Raw genomic sequence first — 15,263 nt, 5'->3', positions numbered from 1 at the left:
CCGGCCTTGTACTCCGCCGTGAACTCCCGGCGCGGCCTGCGGGGCTTCCTCTGCTTTTCGTCAGTCGCGGACATCCCGTGCTCCTTCCATCACATCTCGGGTGTCCACGGAACCGGGCCAGGCTCACTCCTTCCTCGGCTCCTCTACCGTCGCGGCAAAGGCGGGGCTCTCCTCCTCCAGCCCCGGCTCCGCCCCTGCTTGAGGGGGCAGAAGCACGTGGCGACGCTGCTGGCCGAAGGCACGTCGATGCATGCCGACGAGCTGGTGGCGGCACTTATGGCGGAATCCGTCGCCGCCCGGGAGAAGAAGAGGCGGTAGGGCGGGCTATAGTGCGTGCATGACCTTCAATCCCTTGCACGCTCATGGTCTTTCGAAGACGCGGTATGCCGTTGAACTCCTTGCGACGATGGACGCACCGCTTCGCGAACGCCTTCGTGTCGCCGTCCTGGAGTTCGGCCTCGCGGACGAGGAGCGGAACTATCCGCCGGACGTCTGGCCGGAAGCGCACGCCATTAATCGGGATGCGAACCGCATCGCGGGCAAGAACGGCGAGGGGTCCATCGCGGCAACGCTCAACGCGATGTCCGATGAGGAACTCGTGCGCCTCTCCGAGCGCCTCTTCAACTTCTACGTGAAGCTGGCCGAGGGCGAGGACTAGCACCTCCGCATCGTCCAGCGCCTCTCGTGGGGCAGGGGCTGTGATAGGAAATGGCCGGGCAGAGAGCCCGGTCGTAGGCTTGCCGCATGCCCATCGACATGCTGACGACCGACGAGACGAAGGTGATTCTCAAGACGCTCGTGTCCATCCACCTGAAGGAGGAAACGAGGCGCGACTTCAGGCGTGAGCTGCGACGTCAGTGCCTGGGAACCACGCCCGACCCCGTCACGCTCTCTCGTGGCATCCTGAAGAAGCTGGGCTACGACGAACTGCTCGGCGAGGACGAAGAGGACTGACGGGAAGCTGACGCGCCGAGAGTCCGCTCCTGGCGGGGAGCGGGCGGCCGGAAGACGCGCCTCACGTGGAGGCGCGCAGGGTGGAGTGGTGGGTCGGACGGCGAGCCAAGCCGACCATCGACCCGAACAACTCCCCCTGTGCACGAATCGGCGCTGCGAGGTGGCCGTATTGCCTAGACAGCCACTCGAAGCCTGCGGCTGTCACCCGCGTCTGGCCGTACGCCCTGGGCTGTTGGCGGGGGCACCTCGGCGCCGTGACGCGCGGGACAAAAACGAGCAGCCCCTTCTCGCGGAAGGGCGCGTACGGCACCCACGGTCCGCCCTTGAACTCACGGAACACGACCTTGTCGCGCGGGAGCCAGGCGAAGAATTTCCGTTCCGGGAGGCGCAGGAGTCGGGCCGCATCCTTCAGCCTCCACGACTCTCTGGTGTCGAGGAACCTCTTCGCCATTCCGAGCAGCGGCTCCTCCTCCGCAAGAGCAGTGGGGCCGCGCCAGGCGTAGGAGCCCGTCTTGCGGATGGCCGGTAGTACCTCGTGCGTCACCCATCGGCGGAACCGTTCGACCTTCTCCGCCTTGTCCTCGCTCTTGGGCTTGGCGGCGAAGATGGCGCGATACACGCCGGGCTCGCTCACCGCCGTCATCTCTTGCTCGCCTCCAAGGGTACGCACGACGTGCGTACCCTGCTCATCTTCCGCGAGCATCCGCGTCAGGTCGCTGGCCATCCGGTACTCCAGCGCCTCCGCCACGTCCTTCGCGACGAACCACGGTTCGCCGTCCGGGCCGATGACGGTGCGGACCCGGTGGGACTCGAACTCGAACACCTTCGCGATGCTGGTAGGGGGACACGCCATGTGCTGCCTCCTGTGGCCTGGGTTAGGCGCAGGAAAACTCTATCCGAGCGTCGGAGTGTCGACAAGTAGGCGTTCGTGCTCGGTAGCGTATAACGACTCAGGGGGACATGTCAATACCCCAGACATGGCGAAAGTAAACCCAGGCAGTCTGTTATTCGGCTTCGCAAGTTCTTGAAATTGCAGGCTTACTTGTTGCGGGCCGAGCTTTCCGTGGCGCTCTACCTGAATCTTGTCGGCGGGCGGGGGTCTGCCTTTCGGGACATGGGCGCCCCCCATCGTCCGCACTCTGTCCCGCGCCCGCGTTGACCCTTTGGGTGCGCGCGAGCCTCCTCCGCGCCCCGTCCGGGCCCCAGTCTGAACCTTGTCCACGGGGGCCATGACTCTCGGGGAGTGAGCGACTCTCCGAAGTATACGAAGTCCACACCCGGCCAGACGCTACCGGGTATGCGCAAGCTCCCCGTCTTCGCGGCCGCCGTGGGCGCCGCCCTCGGCCTCGTCCTCACCTTCATGCCGCCCGCGGACGCGTCGCGGAACTCCTCCGGCACGTACACGCTGCCCACAGGCAACCCGGTGGTGCCCGGCACCACGATCTCCAGCACCTGGGCCAACAGCACCCTGGGGGATATCTCCACAGAGCTGACGGACAGCCTCAGCCGCTCGGGCAGCGGGGCCATGCTGGCCCCGCTGAAGCTCAACTCCGGCACGCTGGCCGCACCGGGACTCTCCTTCGACGTGGCGCTGGCCACGGGGCTGTACTGGCTGGCCCAGCGCGGGCGTCATGGCCGTCGCCGTCGACGCGACGCAAATGCATCGCTGGCAGACGGGCGCGGACGCGGGCACCGTCATCACCGGCACGGCCACGGTGTCGGGGGCCACCACCCTGGGCAGCACCCGCGCCGTCACCGGCTCCACCACGCTCTCAGGCACCGTCACCGCCAGCCCGAAGGTGACCTTCAGGGAGTGGACCGCGGGGCCACCATCCAGGCGACAGTCGGGGCCGCCAACGGCGCGGGCGTCATCGCCACCGGCGCAGGCGCAGGTGACGGACTGGCCGCCACGGACGGCCCGGCCAGTGGCCTGGGTGTGCGTGGCACTGGTGGCGCCCCCAACGGCTACGGCATGGCCGGCATCGGTATGGGCACGGGGCAGGGCATCGAGGCTGTTGGCGGAGCCGGGGGGGCGGCGTGCTGGCCCGGCCTGGCACCCCGGCCACGGCTTCCTCCCGGACGAATGCCATCGTAGCGGCCAACGGGGACATCAGCTGAGCATAGGAAGGACAGGAGCCCTCTTGGGCGTAGCGGGCGGGAGCAGCGTGGGACGTGAGGGACGCTGACGGGGGCCCATGCGCCGCACTCCGGGCCGGCGCAGAGGCCATACAGCTCCAGCAGACACACGCCAGATTGGCTCCTCTCCGCGTTCACCGTCCACCGCAGCGCGGTCCATCCGGACGCGGTCAGCGCGCGGGGAGCTGCTGGAAAATCCCGGGAAATTCAATGAGCCAGGGAAAAACGCCCACTGCGTATAGAGGGGCCGGGTCTGGGCTGAGGCCCGGCCGTCAATCCATTGCATGCCTCCCGGGACCGTCATGTCATTGCGCCGTCTGTCGTTGTTGCTCGTTCCCTCCTGCGCGGCCTGGCTGGGCTGCGCGGAAGCAGGGCTTCCCTCGGATGAGGTGAAGGGTCCGGACGTCGTGTGGAGCGACCCCCGCGAAGGCACCGCGACGGTCAGCGACGGGGACCTGCTGCCGGGCTGTGGCGAACCCGACGCGGGGTCGGTGGAGCCGGACGCGGGCGTACCCGACACCTCCGTGCTGGTGACGGCCGACTCCCGCTTCCATGCGAGCACCGGCGTGACGGTGGTTCCCCAGGACCTGTCCACCCGCGACCTGGAGCTCCTCGTGCCCGACCCGAGCGGGGTGGGCTTCGACCGGCGCTCGGGCACGCCCGTGCCGGGCGGTATGCGCTTCGAGAACATCCCGGACGGGGAGTTCTTCGTCCGCTCCAACCACCTCTACTACCTGACCCGGGAGCGGCGCTTCGACCTGGGCGTCAACCGCGTGGGGCGTCCGGATGCCGTCTATTCGCCGGTCACCTACACGCCCGTGGCGGCGGACCTGTCCCAGATGGATCCCTGGCAGGACTACGAGTCCATCAGCTCGCCGGGCACGCTCTTCCAGGTGGTCAGCGGCGACGTGGACCTGGCCGCGTCGCTCGACTTCACGGCGTGGCCCTCGGCCGGCACCACGTCCCATCAAGACCCGGACGCCTTCCTGACAGGCTTCACCGGCTACCCGCTGCCCGTCCTGGATCCGGCGAAGGGCGACCGGGTGTACGTCAACCAGCTCAATGCCGTGCCGTCCGGGACCCTGCCGAGCGGCGCGCCCATGGCCTACACCACGGTGACGAGCAGCCAGCACCTGCCGTCCTTCGCGTTCACGCCGGATGGCACCACGCCCCTGTCGCTGACGAGCAGCCTGCAGCCCACGCCCCGGAGCGAGTTCTCCATGGAGTGGCGCCTGTCCGAGTTCACCCGCTGGCGCGCGGACGTGAACCCGGACTCGACGCTCAGCCTGCCCATCTTCCAGGTGCTGCCCGTGCCGCACGGCCTGGAGGATGGCTGGGTGGGCTACCAGGGAGAGCTGCTCAACCTGACCCTGCCGCGCGGTGAGAACGGCGTCATCACGCGCCGGATGGCCTTCGGCAATCCCTATCCCGCCTCGTGGGGCGTGCTGGGGTACGCGACCTATACGTTCCGCGCGGGGGCCCCGGTCGTCGTGGGGGCCAGGGGGCACTACCCCACTGGCTCCATCACCGTCGTCGACCGGTTGGAGCACTTCATCGCGGGTCCCATCGTGCCGAAGATCTCACCACCGCGGGAGGTGCGCATCGACGGCCTGGATGCCTACGTGTCGCGGTCGGTGGGCACCACCCAGCCGGTGGTGAGCTGGCGGCAGCCGGTCCTGGGCACGCCCCAGGCCTACAGCGTGACGCTCACCAAGCTCACCGACAGCTCCGTCACGCCGCCCGCGAAGCGCTTCTACGTGCCCGGCGACAGGACGTACCTGCGCCTGCCTCCCAACGCGCTGGAGCCCGCCTCCACGTACTTCCTGCGTGTGACGGCGGATGGCTCGCCGGGCTTCGAGCCCTGGCGTGCGCCCTCCATCAGCATGGAGCGGCTGCCCGGCTCCAGCGCGTCCACGTTCAGCGCCGCGTTCACCACGCCGTAGCCCGCGGAGTCCCGGGCGGGCCCGCCCGCTACCGCGCCGTCTGGCGGTGGCGGGTGAGGCACTGCGGGTGGCGCGCGTCCACGGACCCGGTGAGCTTGCTGACCTGGGCTTGCAGCGCGGCGTTGCGACGACCGTTTGAGACCGCCCACACTCAGGGGCATGGGTGAACCACGTCGGAACGCCCGGTGTGGCAAGGGACTCATTCGCGTGAGAGCCCGCGACCTGGTTGTGATGGTTGTTCCCGAGAAGCACTCGGACTTGAGGCCCAGACTGACGAGGCGTCGAGCAAGAACACCGCTGAGGCTGACCCGTCATGTCAATCCAGGCCGATGTGTGCTGGGCCTTGCGCCTCCAGCAACTCGTCCTCACCCACGGCGGTCATGGCCCTCGAACGCGAAAAAGAGGTGAGGAGGAAATACCGTCCCGCACGTTACTTCGAGCGGAAATGCAGAAACGCTTTCCGGAGCCCCTCGCCCATCCCGGGCGCGGAGGTCTCAGCCAACGGCATAAGGGGACAACACAATGAAGCGAGCGTCCATCGTTGTTTCGGCGGTGATGATGTCGGTCGGATTTGCCAGCACGGCCCTGGCGGCCCCCATCACCGTGAATGGCTACGTCTGCGCGGCGACGTACACCCGGCAACCCAATGTCACCTACGGCCAGGGCTACGTGGTCGTGCAGGTGAACACCGGGGCGAACTGCACAGGGAGCTTCGTCGGCAATTACTACTACCTGGGCTCGGGCGCCTCGTCCGCCGGCTATCAGTACAGCGAGGCCGAGCGCCTGGGCCTGTTCGAGCGCGCCACCCAGGCCGCCACCCAGGGCACGTCCGTCAGCCTGTACGTGGAAAGCGCCGGCATCGGCATCCTCAACACCACCTACCGCGGCAACTGACGGCGGACGGGCTATCCCCCCATGTCAGGAACGTTGTCGCCTCGGCGTTACGCGCCGAGCTGACGATGCCCTCCGCGCGCCTCGCTCACTCGCTTCGACAAACTCATGACGCAGTGAGCGAATTCTGGGCAGACACCGCGGCGTCGAAGCGGTGAAATCGCCCCTCGGCGCAACTCCAACCATGGCATGGCCCCACCCGACTTCGAAGCAGCTTTCTTACTCATGGCGCGACATCCTAGCAGTGCGCGCCTTCGCGGGGAGGGGCGTCGACAGGGCACGTGCGACAGTCGTGAGCCCGTCGTGGTACGTGGCTTCGCTTCAGATCTTCTCTTCGATATGGAGCGAGTCATGCGAAGCCTCATCCTCTGGACCTTGCTGTTGTTCTCCACGACAGCCCTTGCGGCGGAGACCCGGTTGGTCGTGAGGGCTCGCGCCCGGGACGGCAAGTTCATCGGGACATCCATGGGGGGCGTGCGCGTGGTGCTCCGGGATGGTCAGACCGGCCAGGTGCTGGCCAGCGGAGTCACCGCCGGCTCGACAGGCAACACCCAGACGCTGATGAAGCAGCCACAGGTGCGAGGCGCGCCGCTCGCGGATGAGGCCTCCGCGAAGTTCACGGCCACCCTGGACCTCGCCGAGCCGCGGTGGGTGACGGTGGAGGTGTCCGGGCCTCTTGCTCAGCGGCAGGCGCTCGCGACCAGCACGACCCAACTCTGGCTGCTGCCCGGCAAGCACATCGAGGGCGATGGCCTCATCCTGGAGCTGCCTGGCTTCGTGGTGGATGTGCTGACGCCATCCGCTCACGAGTTCGTCAAGCTCGCGAAAGACAAGAAGCTCACCCTGCCTCTTCGCGCCAACCTCATCCTCATGTGTGGTTGCCCGACGGAGCCCCAGGGGCTCTGGGATTCCACTCGGTATGAGTTGCAGGCCACGGTGAAGCACAATGGAAAGCCGCTCACCCAGCTCCCCCTGAAGTACGCAGGGAAGACCAGCACCTTCGAGGCAGAGCTCTCCGTCCAGCAGCAGGGCGCATACGAAGTCACGGTGACTGCGTACGACCCCGTCACGGGCAACACCGGAGTGGACTCCACCACGTTCATCGTCGAGGGGTGATGAGTCAGTGGCCTTGGGCGGGCCCGGTTCCGGTACCTACCCTGGACTTCTCCAATGCTGGTGCAATGCGCTTCCTGGTAGAGGTGCAAATCCTGGCGATAGCGTTCACCAGACAAGCAATCGTTGCTCCGTTGGTTTGATTTGTTCTACCTTCAAGGCGTCGCCACCGGCCCGGGCGACGTCAGTTCCTGGGGAGTGCGAATCATTGTCCGCCCCCCAGTGGCTGTCAGCGGAGTCGCCTTGTCCCCGGATACCCGGTCCGCTCGGCAGCACCCACCCTTGAATGGAGATGAATCCGTGCGCGTTGTCTCGTTTCTCGCAATGTTTCCTCGTTGGCTCGCTCTGGGACTGAGTCTCTTTGGTGCTCAGGCCCTCGCTGGCTACGCGCCCATCCCGGACGGTTACGTTCTCCTCAGCACGGACACGACAAACCGATACGTGGTGGCGGGTGGCGCGCGGTTCTTCATCCCTCCCGCGCAGTGGAGCAATTATTCCTCCGCCAGCACGGTGGTGCTGTCCCAGGCCACCATCGATTCCTATGCGGAGATTCCCCAGGAGGGCACGCTGCTCCGCCAGATTGGCTTCTCTGCGATTTATGTCGTGGTGGGAGAGATGTTCTGGTGGATTCCGAGTCCCACGGAGTTGGACTACTGGGATGACTGGAGGACCATCAACAACATCCCGAACGCCGGCTGGAGTGATACGTTCTTCAACTACTCCTACAAGGTCCTGGTCCAGGAGCGCACGGGGAGCCAGGTCTATCTCTGGATCGCGGGCGCCAAGTACCCCATCACCAATGCATCGGACCTCGCCTACTACGGGGGCGCGTCCAGCGTGAAGATCGTCCCCTTGGGAACGCTTGCCAACAACACGCACGAGCCCTGGTGCGGCGCTCTCTTGCGCGAGCGCTCGAGCAGCACCGTGTATAGTCTGGGGTATATCAACTCCTCTCTCCCCGGTATGTATCGGTCACCCGTGGCCGCCACCGCGCACGGTGAGGTTCCGGATGGCGCGCTGAGCTCCATTCCGGTGTTCACCCCCGGCGGATTCCTCAGCTGCATCTGGTAGCGACAAGCTTTTAAGGGGGGCGGTCATCGCCCCCCTGTTTCACGAAAGCGGCGAAGCCTCCGCGCGAAGAAGGACAGGATCTCGTCTCGCGCCGCGAGGGTCGGCTCTCCGGCCGCGTCGATGAGGTGCGCGGTCACGACGCTGTGCGCACCGCCGACGATCCGTTCGAAGAAGGGTGGGGGCCTGGGGTTCGCGGCTGACGAGGGCAGAACCCTGGGGTGGAAGCGGGGCCCCAGCGCTTCGGCGTAGGCGGCGAAGCGCTGCGCCGTGCAGAAGCGATCGCCGTCGAAGCGGTACGCGAGCACCGTCAGGTCTTCACGCTCGAGTCGCTCCTTCACGGCCGCGGCTTCCTCGGGGGCGATTTGAATCGCTTCCGGATGTTCGAGCGGCAGTGAGGGCTGGCACAGGACGGGCGCCAGCACCGCGGGATCGAGCATCATGCCGAGCGCGAAGTTGCCGGTGAAGCACATGCCGATGGCGCCGACGCCGGGGCCTCCACATTCCTGGTGCGCGAGGCTCGCGAGCGCACGCAGCCACTGCGTCACAGGGCTGGACGCATTCGCAGCGAACGCGCGGAACTCCGCGCTCACGCAGGCCTTCTTCATCACGGCGAGCCCCGCCTCCGCCTGCGGATAGGCTCCATCCCTCCCGAACAACGACGGCATGTAGACCGTGAAGCCAGCATCCCGGACCCAGCGTGCGAAGCGCGCGACGTGAGGGCTGATGCCAGGCATCTCGGCCATGACGATGACCGCGGGACCTCGACCGGCGACGTTGACGGCGCGCGGAGTCGACTGAAGCGTGATGGCGCGCCGCTCGAAGTCATCCAGGGGATCGTCGGCGGTGGGCTCGGGGGGGGAAGGAGTCATGCCCGGACGATGCGGGAGCCCCTCCCTTGCGAGCCAGTGGCGACGTTGACAGCTTTCGGTCTACCCTTGCCAGACATGATCCTGCATGTCGTGCTGGATGGCGTGGCCGAGGGCCCGCTGGGTGTCGGCCTCGACGTGATCAACACGGCCACGCGCCTGCTGGAGTCAGGCCTTGTCCCAAGCGCTCCACGCGGAGCGAACCCACTGCGTCAACGTGTGGTGTCGCTGGACGGCCGCCCGGTCCGCTCCGGCACGGGGCGCTCCGTCTGCGTGGACGGCGCGCTCAGCCTGCGAAGCGTGAAGGCGGGAGATGTGCTGCTGGTGCCCGGACTCTCCGCGGCCAGCGAGCGCGCCGTCGAACAGTTGCTCTCCCGCGCCGACACCGCGCGCGGCATGGAGCTGCTCGCGCGAGCGGCGGCGAAGGGGGCGATGGTCGCTGCTTCGTGCTCGGCGACCTTCGTCCTGGCGGCGGCGGGGCTCCTCGCGGGACGGGACGCGACGACGACCTGGTGGCTGGTGCCCGCGTTCGTGCGCCGCTTCCCCCAGGTCACTGTCCGCGCGGACCGGATGGTCATCGAGAGTGACGGGGTCCTCACCGCGGGATCGGCCTTCGCGCACGCCGACTTGATGCTGGCCATCGTCGCGCGCGTCGCCAGCCCGTCACTGGCGCACCTGGTGGCTCGCTACCTCGTGCTCGACGAGCGCGTTTCGCAGGCCCGATACATGGTGATGGAGCATCTGCGCGTCTCGGACCCGGTGCTGCGCTCGGTCGAACGGTTCATCACCGCGAACCTCGGCCGGCAGTTGACGCTGGCGGAACTCGCACGCGCCGCCGCCACGTCACCGCGCACGCTCGCGCGGCGGGTCCAGGCCGGCCTGGGCATGACGCCGCTCGAGTTCGTTCAGCGGGTCCGCGTGGCGCATGCCTCCCACCTCCTGGAGACGACCCGGGACTCGGTCGATGATGTCGCCGCCCGGGTGGGCTACGCCGACGCGGCTGCCTTTCGACGCGTGTACCGGCGGTACGCCGGCGAGAGCCCCCGGGGCAGACGGCCGAGGGGCTCCCGTCAGGGATGAGTTCCGAGCCAGTGAACCCGGCTCAGTTCGTCACCTTGGCCGTGCCCATGAGCGCGCGGTGATCGGAGCACGTCTCTCCGCGCAGGGTGGCCTCGATGTTGTTCCTCCCCGTCCAGTTGTACGAGAAGAACACGTAGTCGAGCTTCGAGTTCCACGGCTGGTTGCAGGCCGGGCTGTACTGACGTTTGGTCTCGCGGGGCGCCTTGAAGTCCGCGTCGATGAACGGGTCACCGTTGCCCAGGTGGTTCAACGTCTGGATGACGGGCGAGCTGGGCGCCGCGTTGAAGTCTCCGCCGACGATGACCCGGTAACCCGAGTTCATCCAGCTGGTCGCCCAGGAGCGGATTGTATTGGCTTGAGCCAGCCGCGTGTTGTCGTCCGGGCCCGAGCCAGCGATGAGATGGGTGCTGCAAGCCCGGAAGGCCCGGCCCTGCTTCGTGAAGTCGATGCAGATCATCCCGTGGCCTGAGTTCCCGGGGAGGTCGAGGTTGTATTGCACGGAGGGGCCGTACTCCGTCCGCACGGCGATCAGGTTGCCGTGGTTGAGCGCCCCGCCAGCGTCCCCACAAGCCGCCTTGTACTTGGTGGGGTAGAACGCGGCCCAATAGCCCCGGGGATGGTTGGCGTTCCAGAACGCACTTGCCTGCGTCTGGCAGACCTCCTGGAGGGCGACCACGTCGGGTTGATTGGCGCCGCCCATCAAGGAGTTCACCAGGTCGATGGCGCCCGTGCCTCCCCCGTAGGCGAGCTCTCCCGCGATGTTGTGGCTGATCGCGACGATGTAGCCGGGGTTGACCAACGCAGCCGACTCCTGCGCCTCGCGGGACTCGGCCGGGGCCGAAGCCTCGCTCGCCAGCGCGACGAAGGGGGCACACAACAATCCCATCAGCATCTGCTTCACGTGGACTCCTCCTGGGAATGTGCGGGTTCAGACGTCAAGGCAGGGCAGCCCGGCCTGGCGCGGGGCGCAGATGCCCATGTTGGGGTCCAGGGGCTGGACGGCGCAGCATTCGCCGTCTGGCGACCACGGGTTTTCACACTGAAGGGAGTTGGTGCAGAACCGGGGCGCCTGGGACACGGGCCCCATGCCCTGGAAGGACAGCGCGAAGCCACTGCTCGCCGAGAGAAGAAACACCGCCGCGACGAGCAGGGGCTGCTTCGACAACTTCATGGCGAAACCTCCGACGTACTACGGATGTTTCACCAATGCTCGCATCTCAAGATGTTCTAGGCAACCGCGTAAAACGCGAAGAGAGCGGGCCTTCAGACGGAATGCGTCACGCGCGGGAGGATGGGGCTCCGCGCGGTCAATACTTCAAGAAGCCATAGGCCTTGCATCTCACGAGCGGGGTCGTCGAGGCGGCGAGCGTGTACGGCGTCTCGGCTGTAACGGCGAACTCAGCGCTCGCCAGGACTTCGTCTTCAGGGGGTGCATCGTCGGCGGCGCAGCCGCAGCCGAGGAAGACGAGCGCAAGGGTGGCACTCCTCAATCGATTCATGGCGTTCAGATTACGCCCTCGCGCAACGGCTCACCCCGTGGATGGCTCCCGGGTGGCCTTGAGTCCAACCGGGAGCCCGCCCGGTCGCGTCAGGGCGCCCTGTCGAAGTGGGCCTCCAGCTTCACGTCCGAGTAGGGCGTGCGGGCCACGAGCATGAGGTAGTAGTAGGCGCCAGTGGTGGGGGAGGGGACTTCCACCGTCTCGTCATTGCCTGGGAGATAGGGCCGGTAGTCATACACGGTCTGCGAGGGCCAGGTGCCGCAGCGGACATACAGGTCCGCGTTGCCCGTGCCGCCGCTTGCCACGAAGCGCAGGTTGCGCGCGCCGGGAGGCACATAGAGATAGAAGTAGAGCAGCGTGCCGGTGGAGGCCAGCGGGCCCCGGTAGCAGTCATTGTCGAGCTGCTGGGGGTTGGACGCCGTGCAGGCAGGAGTCGGCCCGGGGCCGGAGCCAGGGGGCACGCAGACACTCGGGTCCGCGGCCCTCGAAACGCAGTCAATCCACTGGTGGAACTCCGTGTCGTTCGCCGTGCCCAGCGCATCCAGGGACTGGCGATAGGGGGTGTAATTGCCCGCGCGGAACTGTGCGAGGAAGGTGTCCACCTGGTCCGCGTTCCGCTCGAACATGAACCGCGTGGAAAGATAGCCCCACGAGTACACGCGGTCGGCGCTGTTGCTGTAGTTGTTGCGCAGGACCTCGCTGAGCTGGAAGGCCTTGCTCTTGCCCAGCGTCACCGCGCTGGCGTTGTCGTTCTTCTTGGAGATGTATTCGGCCAGGCCCTCGATCCACCAGACGGTGGGCTGGCTGGTGCTCGTGTTGAAGTCACCCTTCATGTTGTAGCGGCCATCCAGGTAATGGACGTATTCGTGGCGCAGGTTCCAGACTTCGAAGGTGGGCCGCAGCCACTCCGCCTCGTAGGAGATGAAGCGGGCCTGGTTGCCGGAGGCGGCGGGGTCCTGAGCTATCCCCTCATTTGAAACTTCCCCTCGGAGAACGCACGGGCAGCCGACCAAGCGAGCTCCGAGGGGGAATCAGAAATGAGGGGATGCATCAGGGCGGGGTCCCCTTCCAGGTACATGCCGCCATTGTTGGTATTGATGCCAAACAGCGCGCCAGCGTAGTTCTGATAGTCGATGCTGCTGTCGAAGATGATCACCTCCAGGGACGTGTTGTTGTCGCTGGCCACGGGCACGCGGTTCGTCTTCGGCGTGTCGTGGAAGTACGTCTCCTGCGTGGCGAGCTGGTCGCAGCTCCGCGTGAGCTGTGTCGCCGTCATGTGCTGCGCGCGCATGCGCAGGGTGGCTCCACAGGTGTGGGTGATGCCGAGCACCGTCTGTTCCACCGTCCGGCGGAAGTCGCAGGTGCCGTAGTACGCGCAATTGGCTTTGTCGTAGAAGTCGACCATCTCCGCCGCGCCCACCCAGAGGCCCGCCGAGGGACCTGTCATCGAGTGGTTGTCGATGACCGCCTTCACCTTGGGGCGCGTCAGGGTCTGGAGCGGTCCGGTGTGTCTGAGGAAGCGGGCCAGCTCGCGCGCCGCGTTGACGGTGAGGTACTGGTTGGAGGCGCCCAGCAGGTGTTCGGTGCGGGTGATGAAGGACTCGAGCGACTGGAGGATGGACGTGTCCGCCTGCACGGCCGCCAGGAAGTCCGCGTTGGAATGGCTCCGGTAGAGGACCTGGTAGACGCTGTTGGTGGCGCCGCTCATGTAATAGGACGCCTCGGTGGAGGCATTGAAGCGGTCCAGCAGGCCCCGTAGCGTGCCCAGGTGCTGGGCTGCCTCCACCGCGCTGTCGATGAGGATGACGAACTCCCGCAGCACCGCGCCGTGTGCGTCGTTGACGTCCGTGAAATGGGTATTGGCGACGAAGGCCGCGAGGGCCGGGCGGATGGCGTCGCGCAGCGAGGCGCCGTAGCTGCCCACCGTGCCTGACTGGTAGAACTGGACGTAGTAGCCAGCGCGCAGGAACAGGATGAGCTGGAGTGTCTGCGCGGAGTTGTTGCCCGCGTACTGCTGGGCGCTGACGGCGAGCGCGTTGGCGATGGTGACCATCTTGCTCTCGATGAAGATCTGCCCGGACTGGGGGGCCGTTGCATAGAACAGCGAGTTGAGGCAGTCCTCCGTGGAGCCCTTCACCCGTGAGACAAGCTCCAGGCCGCTGGCGGACGCGAAGGCAGCCGGCTCACAGGCCACCAGGGTCTGCGACCGGAGGACAGGAGCGTGCTTCTGTCGCAGTCGCTCTGGGGCCATCTCCGGCTCGCGCTCGTCGGGCTGGATGCGTTGATGGGGATGTTCCAGCCCGTGGACCCCCCAGGAGGACTCGCGAAGTTCCAGCGATACCAATCCGTGGCAGGACAACGCATGCACTCATGCTCCGGGTGGGGGATTTTGGCTTGGGTTGATTCGTGTTGAAGTTGAATTGGCAGCCAGGTCTGACAGGCCTGACGCATTCGAGGGATGGGGGCCCCGTTGATGCGAAAGAAAAAGGGGACGCGCCCGGGGCAGGCTTCCCCGGGCGCATCCCTGGAATGTTCCCTGTTTCGACCGCGCGCGGCTCAGCGCGTGGGACGGGAAGGGACGCGGGTCGCGCCCGGGGTGGCCACGTCCAGCCGGCCGTACAGGCCCTGGCTCTCCTCCGCCGGTCCCGCGGTGAAGAACAGCGTGCGGGTGGGCTGGTTCATGAGGCCGTTGCCGAACGCGAGCGCCCAGAGGCCGTCGATGACGATCGGCTGCCCGTTGGTTCCCTGGAGCTGGGCATCCAGGGTGCCCGTCACGGTGTCGAAGGCGTTGATGGTGCCGTCGCCAAAGTTACCCACCAGCAGGCGCCCGGCGAACCGCCCGAAGCTGGCCGGCGCCACGGCCATGCCCCACGGCGCGTTCAGGCTGCCCGCGGAGATGAGTCGGCGGATCAGGTTCCCGTTTGAATCGAAGACGTTGACGTAGCCCAGGCCCGCGCCGTGCACGTCGTCCTTGCGGTCATCGTCCTGCTGCGCATAGCTCACGTAGAGGTCGCCGTTGATGTTCTGGATGCCGAACGGCGCGAAGCCGGCAGGCAGGTTCGGGTCCGTGAAGTTCCCGCTCAGCGTTGCGGGCGCGAAATTGCTGTCGAAGACATCCACCTTTCCGTTGTGGAAGTCGGTCGCGTAGAGATAGGCGGCGGTGCCATTGTTCGCCAGGGCGACGCCCTTGTAGATCGCGTTGCTGCCAGAGTTGTCCACCGTGAGGATGGCATTGGCTGGGGCCGCCAGCGGAGACCAGCCAGCCACGACGCCCTGCTCCGTCACGAAGATGAAGCGAGCAGCCCCACTGGCGCTTCCCGAGGTGACCACGAAGCCCTCGGAGCCGTTGAAGACGACGCCCGTGGGGCTCGACGGAGCCGTGGCTCCCGTGGGCACCGGGATGGTGACCACGAGCGACTGCGCGTTCCCATCGCCATCATAGAGGGTTGACACCCCCGTCCCGTTGTCGGCGACCCAGGCGGCGCCGAACGGGTTGAAGGCAAGCCCCCAGCTGTTGATCAGATGGGGATCCGGATGCTCCGCGGCCACGCTGCCATCGGAGACAAGGTTCCGCTGGGTGTACGTGTTGGGAAGCCCGCCCGGTGCCTGGGCGATGGCCGCTCCAGGCAGCGCCACCACGGCAAGCGACAATCCAAGCACATATCCCCCACACCGCCGCCCCAGTTCGCGAATCGACGTTGTCTTCATGA

The 15,263-nt window shown here is 66.8% G+C and carries 16 protein-coding genes; 9 read left to right on the top strand and 7 right to left on the bottom strand.

From position 1 onward, the window contains the following. The 3 genes from D7X99_RS43655 to D7X99_RS12405 form a co-directional block, all read left to right on the top strand. The coding region (locus D7X99_RS43655) for a hypothetical protein (RefSeq protein ID WP_216671865.1) at window positions 1-318 on the top strand (318 nt) is incomplete at its 5' end. An 88-nt stretch (window positions 319-406) separates the two neighbouring features. After that, a complete protein-coding gene (locus tag D7X99_RS12410) occupies window positions 407-658 on the top strand; it encodes a hypothetical protein (RefSeq protein ID WP_121777978.1) in 252 nt (83 codons plus the stop codon). Between the two features lie 86 nt (window positions 659-744). Then, complete coding sequence (locus D7X99_RS12405; RefSeq protein WP_121777977.1) at window positions 745-954, top strand: hypothetical protein; 210 nt, start codon at window positions 745-747, stop codon at window positions 952-954. Window positions 955-1,015: 61 nt separating this feature from the next. Here D7X99_RS12405 and D7X99_RS12400 read toward each other — a convergent pair whose 3' ends face one another. Further along, window positions 1,016-1,807, bottom strand: coding sequence for a phage antirepressor KilAC domain-containing protein (locus tag D7X99_RS12400; protein ID WP_121777976.1), 792 nt, complete (start codon window positions 1,805-1,807; stop codon window positions 1,016-1,018). A 390-nt stretch (window positions 1,808-2,197) separates the two neighbouring features. Here D7X99_RS12400 and D7X99_RS12395 point away from each other — a divergent pair, with 390 nt between their 5' ends. From D7X99_RS12395 to D7X99_RS12375, 5 genes are all read left to right on the top strand, one after another. After that, window positions 2,198-3,049 carry a hypothetical protein gene (locus tag D7X99_RS12395; RefSeq protein ID WP_147476138.1) on the top strand — a complete coding sequence of 284 codons (852 nt, stop codon included), beginning with the start codon at window positions 2,198-2,200 and terminating at the stop codon, window positions 3,047-3,049. 343 nt (window positions 3,050-3,392) lie between these two features. Next, the gene (locus D7X99_RS12390; RefSeq protein WP_147476137.1) at window positions 3,393-5,033 is read left to right on the top strand and encodes a hypothetical protein; all 1,641 of its coding nucleotides are present in this window, start codon (window positions 3,393-3,395) and stop codon (window positions 5,031-5,033) included. Window positions 5,034-5,555: 522 nt separating this feature from the next. Then, a complete protein-coding gene (locus D7X99_RS12385; RefSeq protein WP_121777973.1) occupies window positions 5,556-5,927 on the top strand; it encodes a hypothetical protein in 372 nt (123 codons plus the stop codon). A 348-nt stretch (window positions 5,928-6,275) separates the two neighbouring features. After that, complete coding sequence (locus tag D7X99_RS12380; RefSeq protein WP_121751844.1) at window positions 6,276-7,040, top strand: hypothetical protein; 765 nt, start codon at window positions 6,276-6,278, stop codon at window positions 7,038-7,040. Between the two features lie 438 nt (window positions 7,041-7,478). Further along, window positions 7,479-8,108, top strand: coding sequence for a hypothetical protein (locus tag D7X99_RS12375; protein ID WP_233613318.1), 630 nt, complete (start codon window positions 7,479-7,481; stop codon window positions 8,106-8,108). A gap of 23 nt (window positions 8,109-8,131) precedes the next feature. Here D7X99_RS12375 and D7X99_RS12370 read toward each other — a convergent pair whose 3' ends face one another. Continuing rightward, on the bottom strand, window positions 8,132-8,977 hold the full coding sequence (locus D7X99_RS12370) for a dienelactone hydrolase family protein (RefSeq protein ID WP_121777970.1): 846 nt from the start codon (window positions 8,975-8,977) through the stop codon (window positions 8,132-8,134). 75 nt (window positions 8,978-9,052) lie between these two features. Between D7X99_RS12370 and D7X99_RS12365 the strand changes: the two genes are divergently transcribed. Next, window positions 9,053-10,054, top strand: a complete 1,002-nt coding sequence (locus D7X99_RS12365) for a GlxA family transcriptional regulator (protein ID WP_121777985.1) — start codon at window positions 9,053-9,055, stop codon at window positions 10,052-10,054. A gap of 22 nt (window positions 10,055-10,076) precedes the next feature. Here D7X99_RS12365 and D7X99_RS12360 read toward each other — a convergent pair whose 3' ends face one another. The 5 genes from D7X99_RS12360 to D7X99_RS12335 form a co-directional block, all read right to left on the bottom strand. Continuing rightward, window positions 10,077-10,946, bottom strand: coding sequence for an endonuclease/exonuclease/phosphatase family protein (locus D7X99_RS12360; protein ID WP_233613323.1), 870 nt, complete (start codon window positions 10,944-10,946; stop codon window positions 10,077-10,079). Window positions 10,947-10,982: 36 nt separating this feature from the next. Further along, on the bottom strand, window positions 10,983-11,225 hold the full coding sequence (locus tag D7X99_RS12355) for a hypothetical protein (protein WP_121777968.1): 243 nt from the start codon (window positions 11,223-11,225) through the stop codon (window positions 10,983-10,985). Between the two features lie 417 nt (window positions 11,226-11,642). Continuing rightward, window positions 11,643-12,566, bottom strand: a complete 924-nt coding sequence (locus D7X99_RS44255) for a collagenase (RefSeq protein WP_121777966.1) — start codon at window positions 12,564-12,566, stop codon at window positions 11,643-11,645. Beyond that, entirely contained in the window at window positions 12,515-13,804 is a 1,290-nt protein-coding gene (locus D7X99_RS44250) for a M9 family metallopeptidase N-terminal domain-containing protein (RefSeq protein WP_121777984.1), read from the bottom strand. Before D7X99_RS44250 ends, D7X99_RS44255 begins: the two co-directional genes overlap by 52 nt. 305 nt (window positions 13,805-14,109) lie before the next feature. Further along, window positions 14,110-15,261: a TIGR03118 family protein gene (locus D7X99_RS12335; protein ID WP_121777965.1), complete on the bottom strand. Its 1,152-nt coding sequence runs from the start codon at window positions 15,259-15,261 to the stop codon at window positions 14,110-14,112. Window positions 15,262-15,263: the final 2 nt, after the last annotated feature.

Origin of the sequence: Corallococcus sp. AB032C (genome assembly GCF_003668935.1) — a bacterium.
GTDB lineage: Bacteria > Myxococcota > Myxococcia > Myxococcales > Myxococcaceae > Corallococcus > Corallococcus exiguus.
The sequence above is the reverse complement of the archived record's forward strand: the minus strand, read 5'-3'. Positions and strand labels throughout refer to the sequence as shown.

Excerpts from the sequence above, each read along its gene's own strand:
- D7X99_RS12410 (WP_121777978.1), top strand. The coding sequence starts at position 407 with ATGGACGCACCGCTTCGCGAACGCCTTCGTGTCGCCGTCCTGGAGTTC.
- D7X99_RS12405 (WP_121777977.1), top strand. The coding sequence starts at position 745 with ATGCCCATCGACATGCTGACGACCGACGAGACGAAGGTGATTCTCAAG.
- D7X99_RS12400 (WP_121777976.1), bottom strand. The coding sequence starts at position 1,807 with ATGGCGTGTCCCCCTACCAGCATCGCGAAGGTGTTCGAGTTCGAGTCC.
- D7X99_RS12390 (WP_147476137.1), top strand. The coding sequence starts at position 3,393 with ATGTCATTGCGCCGTCTGTCGTTGTTGCTCGTTCCCTCCTGCGCGGCC.
- D7X99_RS12385 (WP_121777973.1), top strand. The coding sequence starts at position 5,556 with ATGAAGCGAGCGTCCATCGTTGTTTCGGCGGTGATGATGTCGGTCGGA.
- D7X99_RS12380 (WP_121751844.1), top strand. The coding sequence starts at position 6,276 with ATGCGAAGCCTCATCCTCTGGACCTTGCTGTTGTTCTCCACGACAGCC.
- D7X99_RS12370 (WP_121777970.1), bottom strand. The coding sequence starts at position 8,977 with ATGACTCCTTCCCCCCCCGAGCCCACCGCCGACGATCCCCTGGATGAC.
- D7X99_RS12365 (WP_121777985.1), top strand. The coding sequence starts at position 9,053 with ATGATCCTGCATGTCGTGCTGGATGGCGTGGCCGAGGGCCCGCTGGGT.
- D7X99_RS12360 (WP_233613323.1), bottom strand. The coding sequence starts at position 10,946 with ATGCTGATGGGATTGTTGTGTGCCCCCTTCGTCGCGCTGGCGAGCGAG.
- D7X99_RS12355 (WP_121777968.1), bottom strand. The coding sequence starts at position 11,225 with ATGAAGTTGTCGAAGCAGCCCCTGCTCGTCGCGGCGGTGTTTCTTCTC.
- D7X99_RS44250 (WP_121777984.1), bottom strand. The coding sequence starts at position 13,804 with ATGGCCCCAGAGCGACTGCGACAGAAGCACGCTCCTGTCCTCCGGTCG.
- D7X99_RS12335 (WP_121777965.1), bottom strand. The coding sequence starts at position 15,261 with ATGAAGACAACGTCGATTCGCGAACTGGGGCGGCGGTGTGGGGGATAT.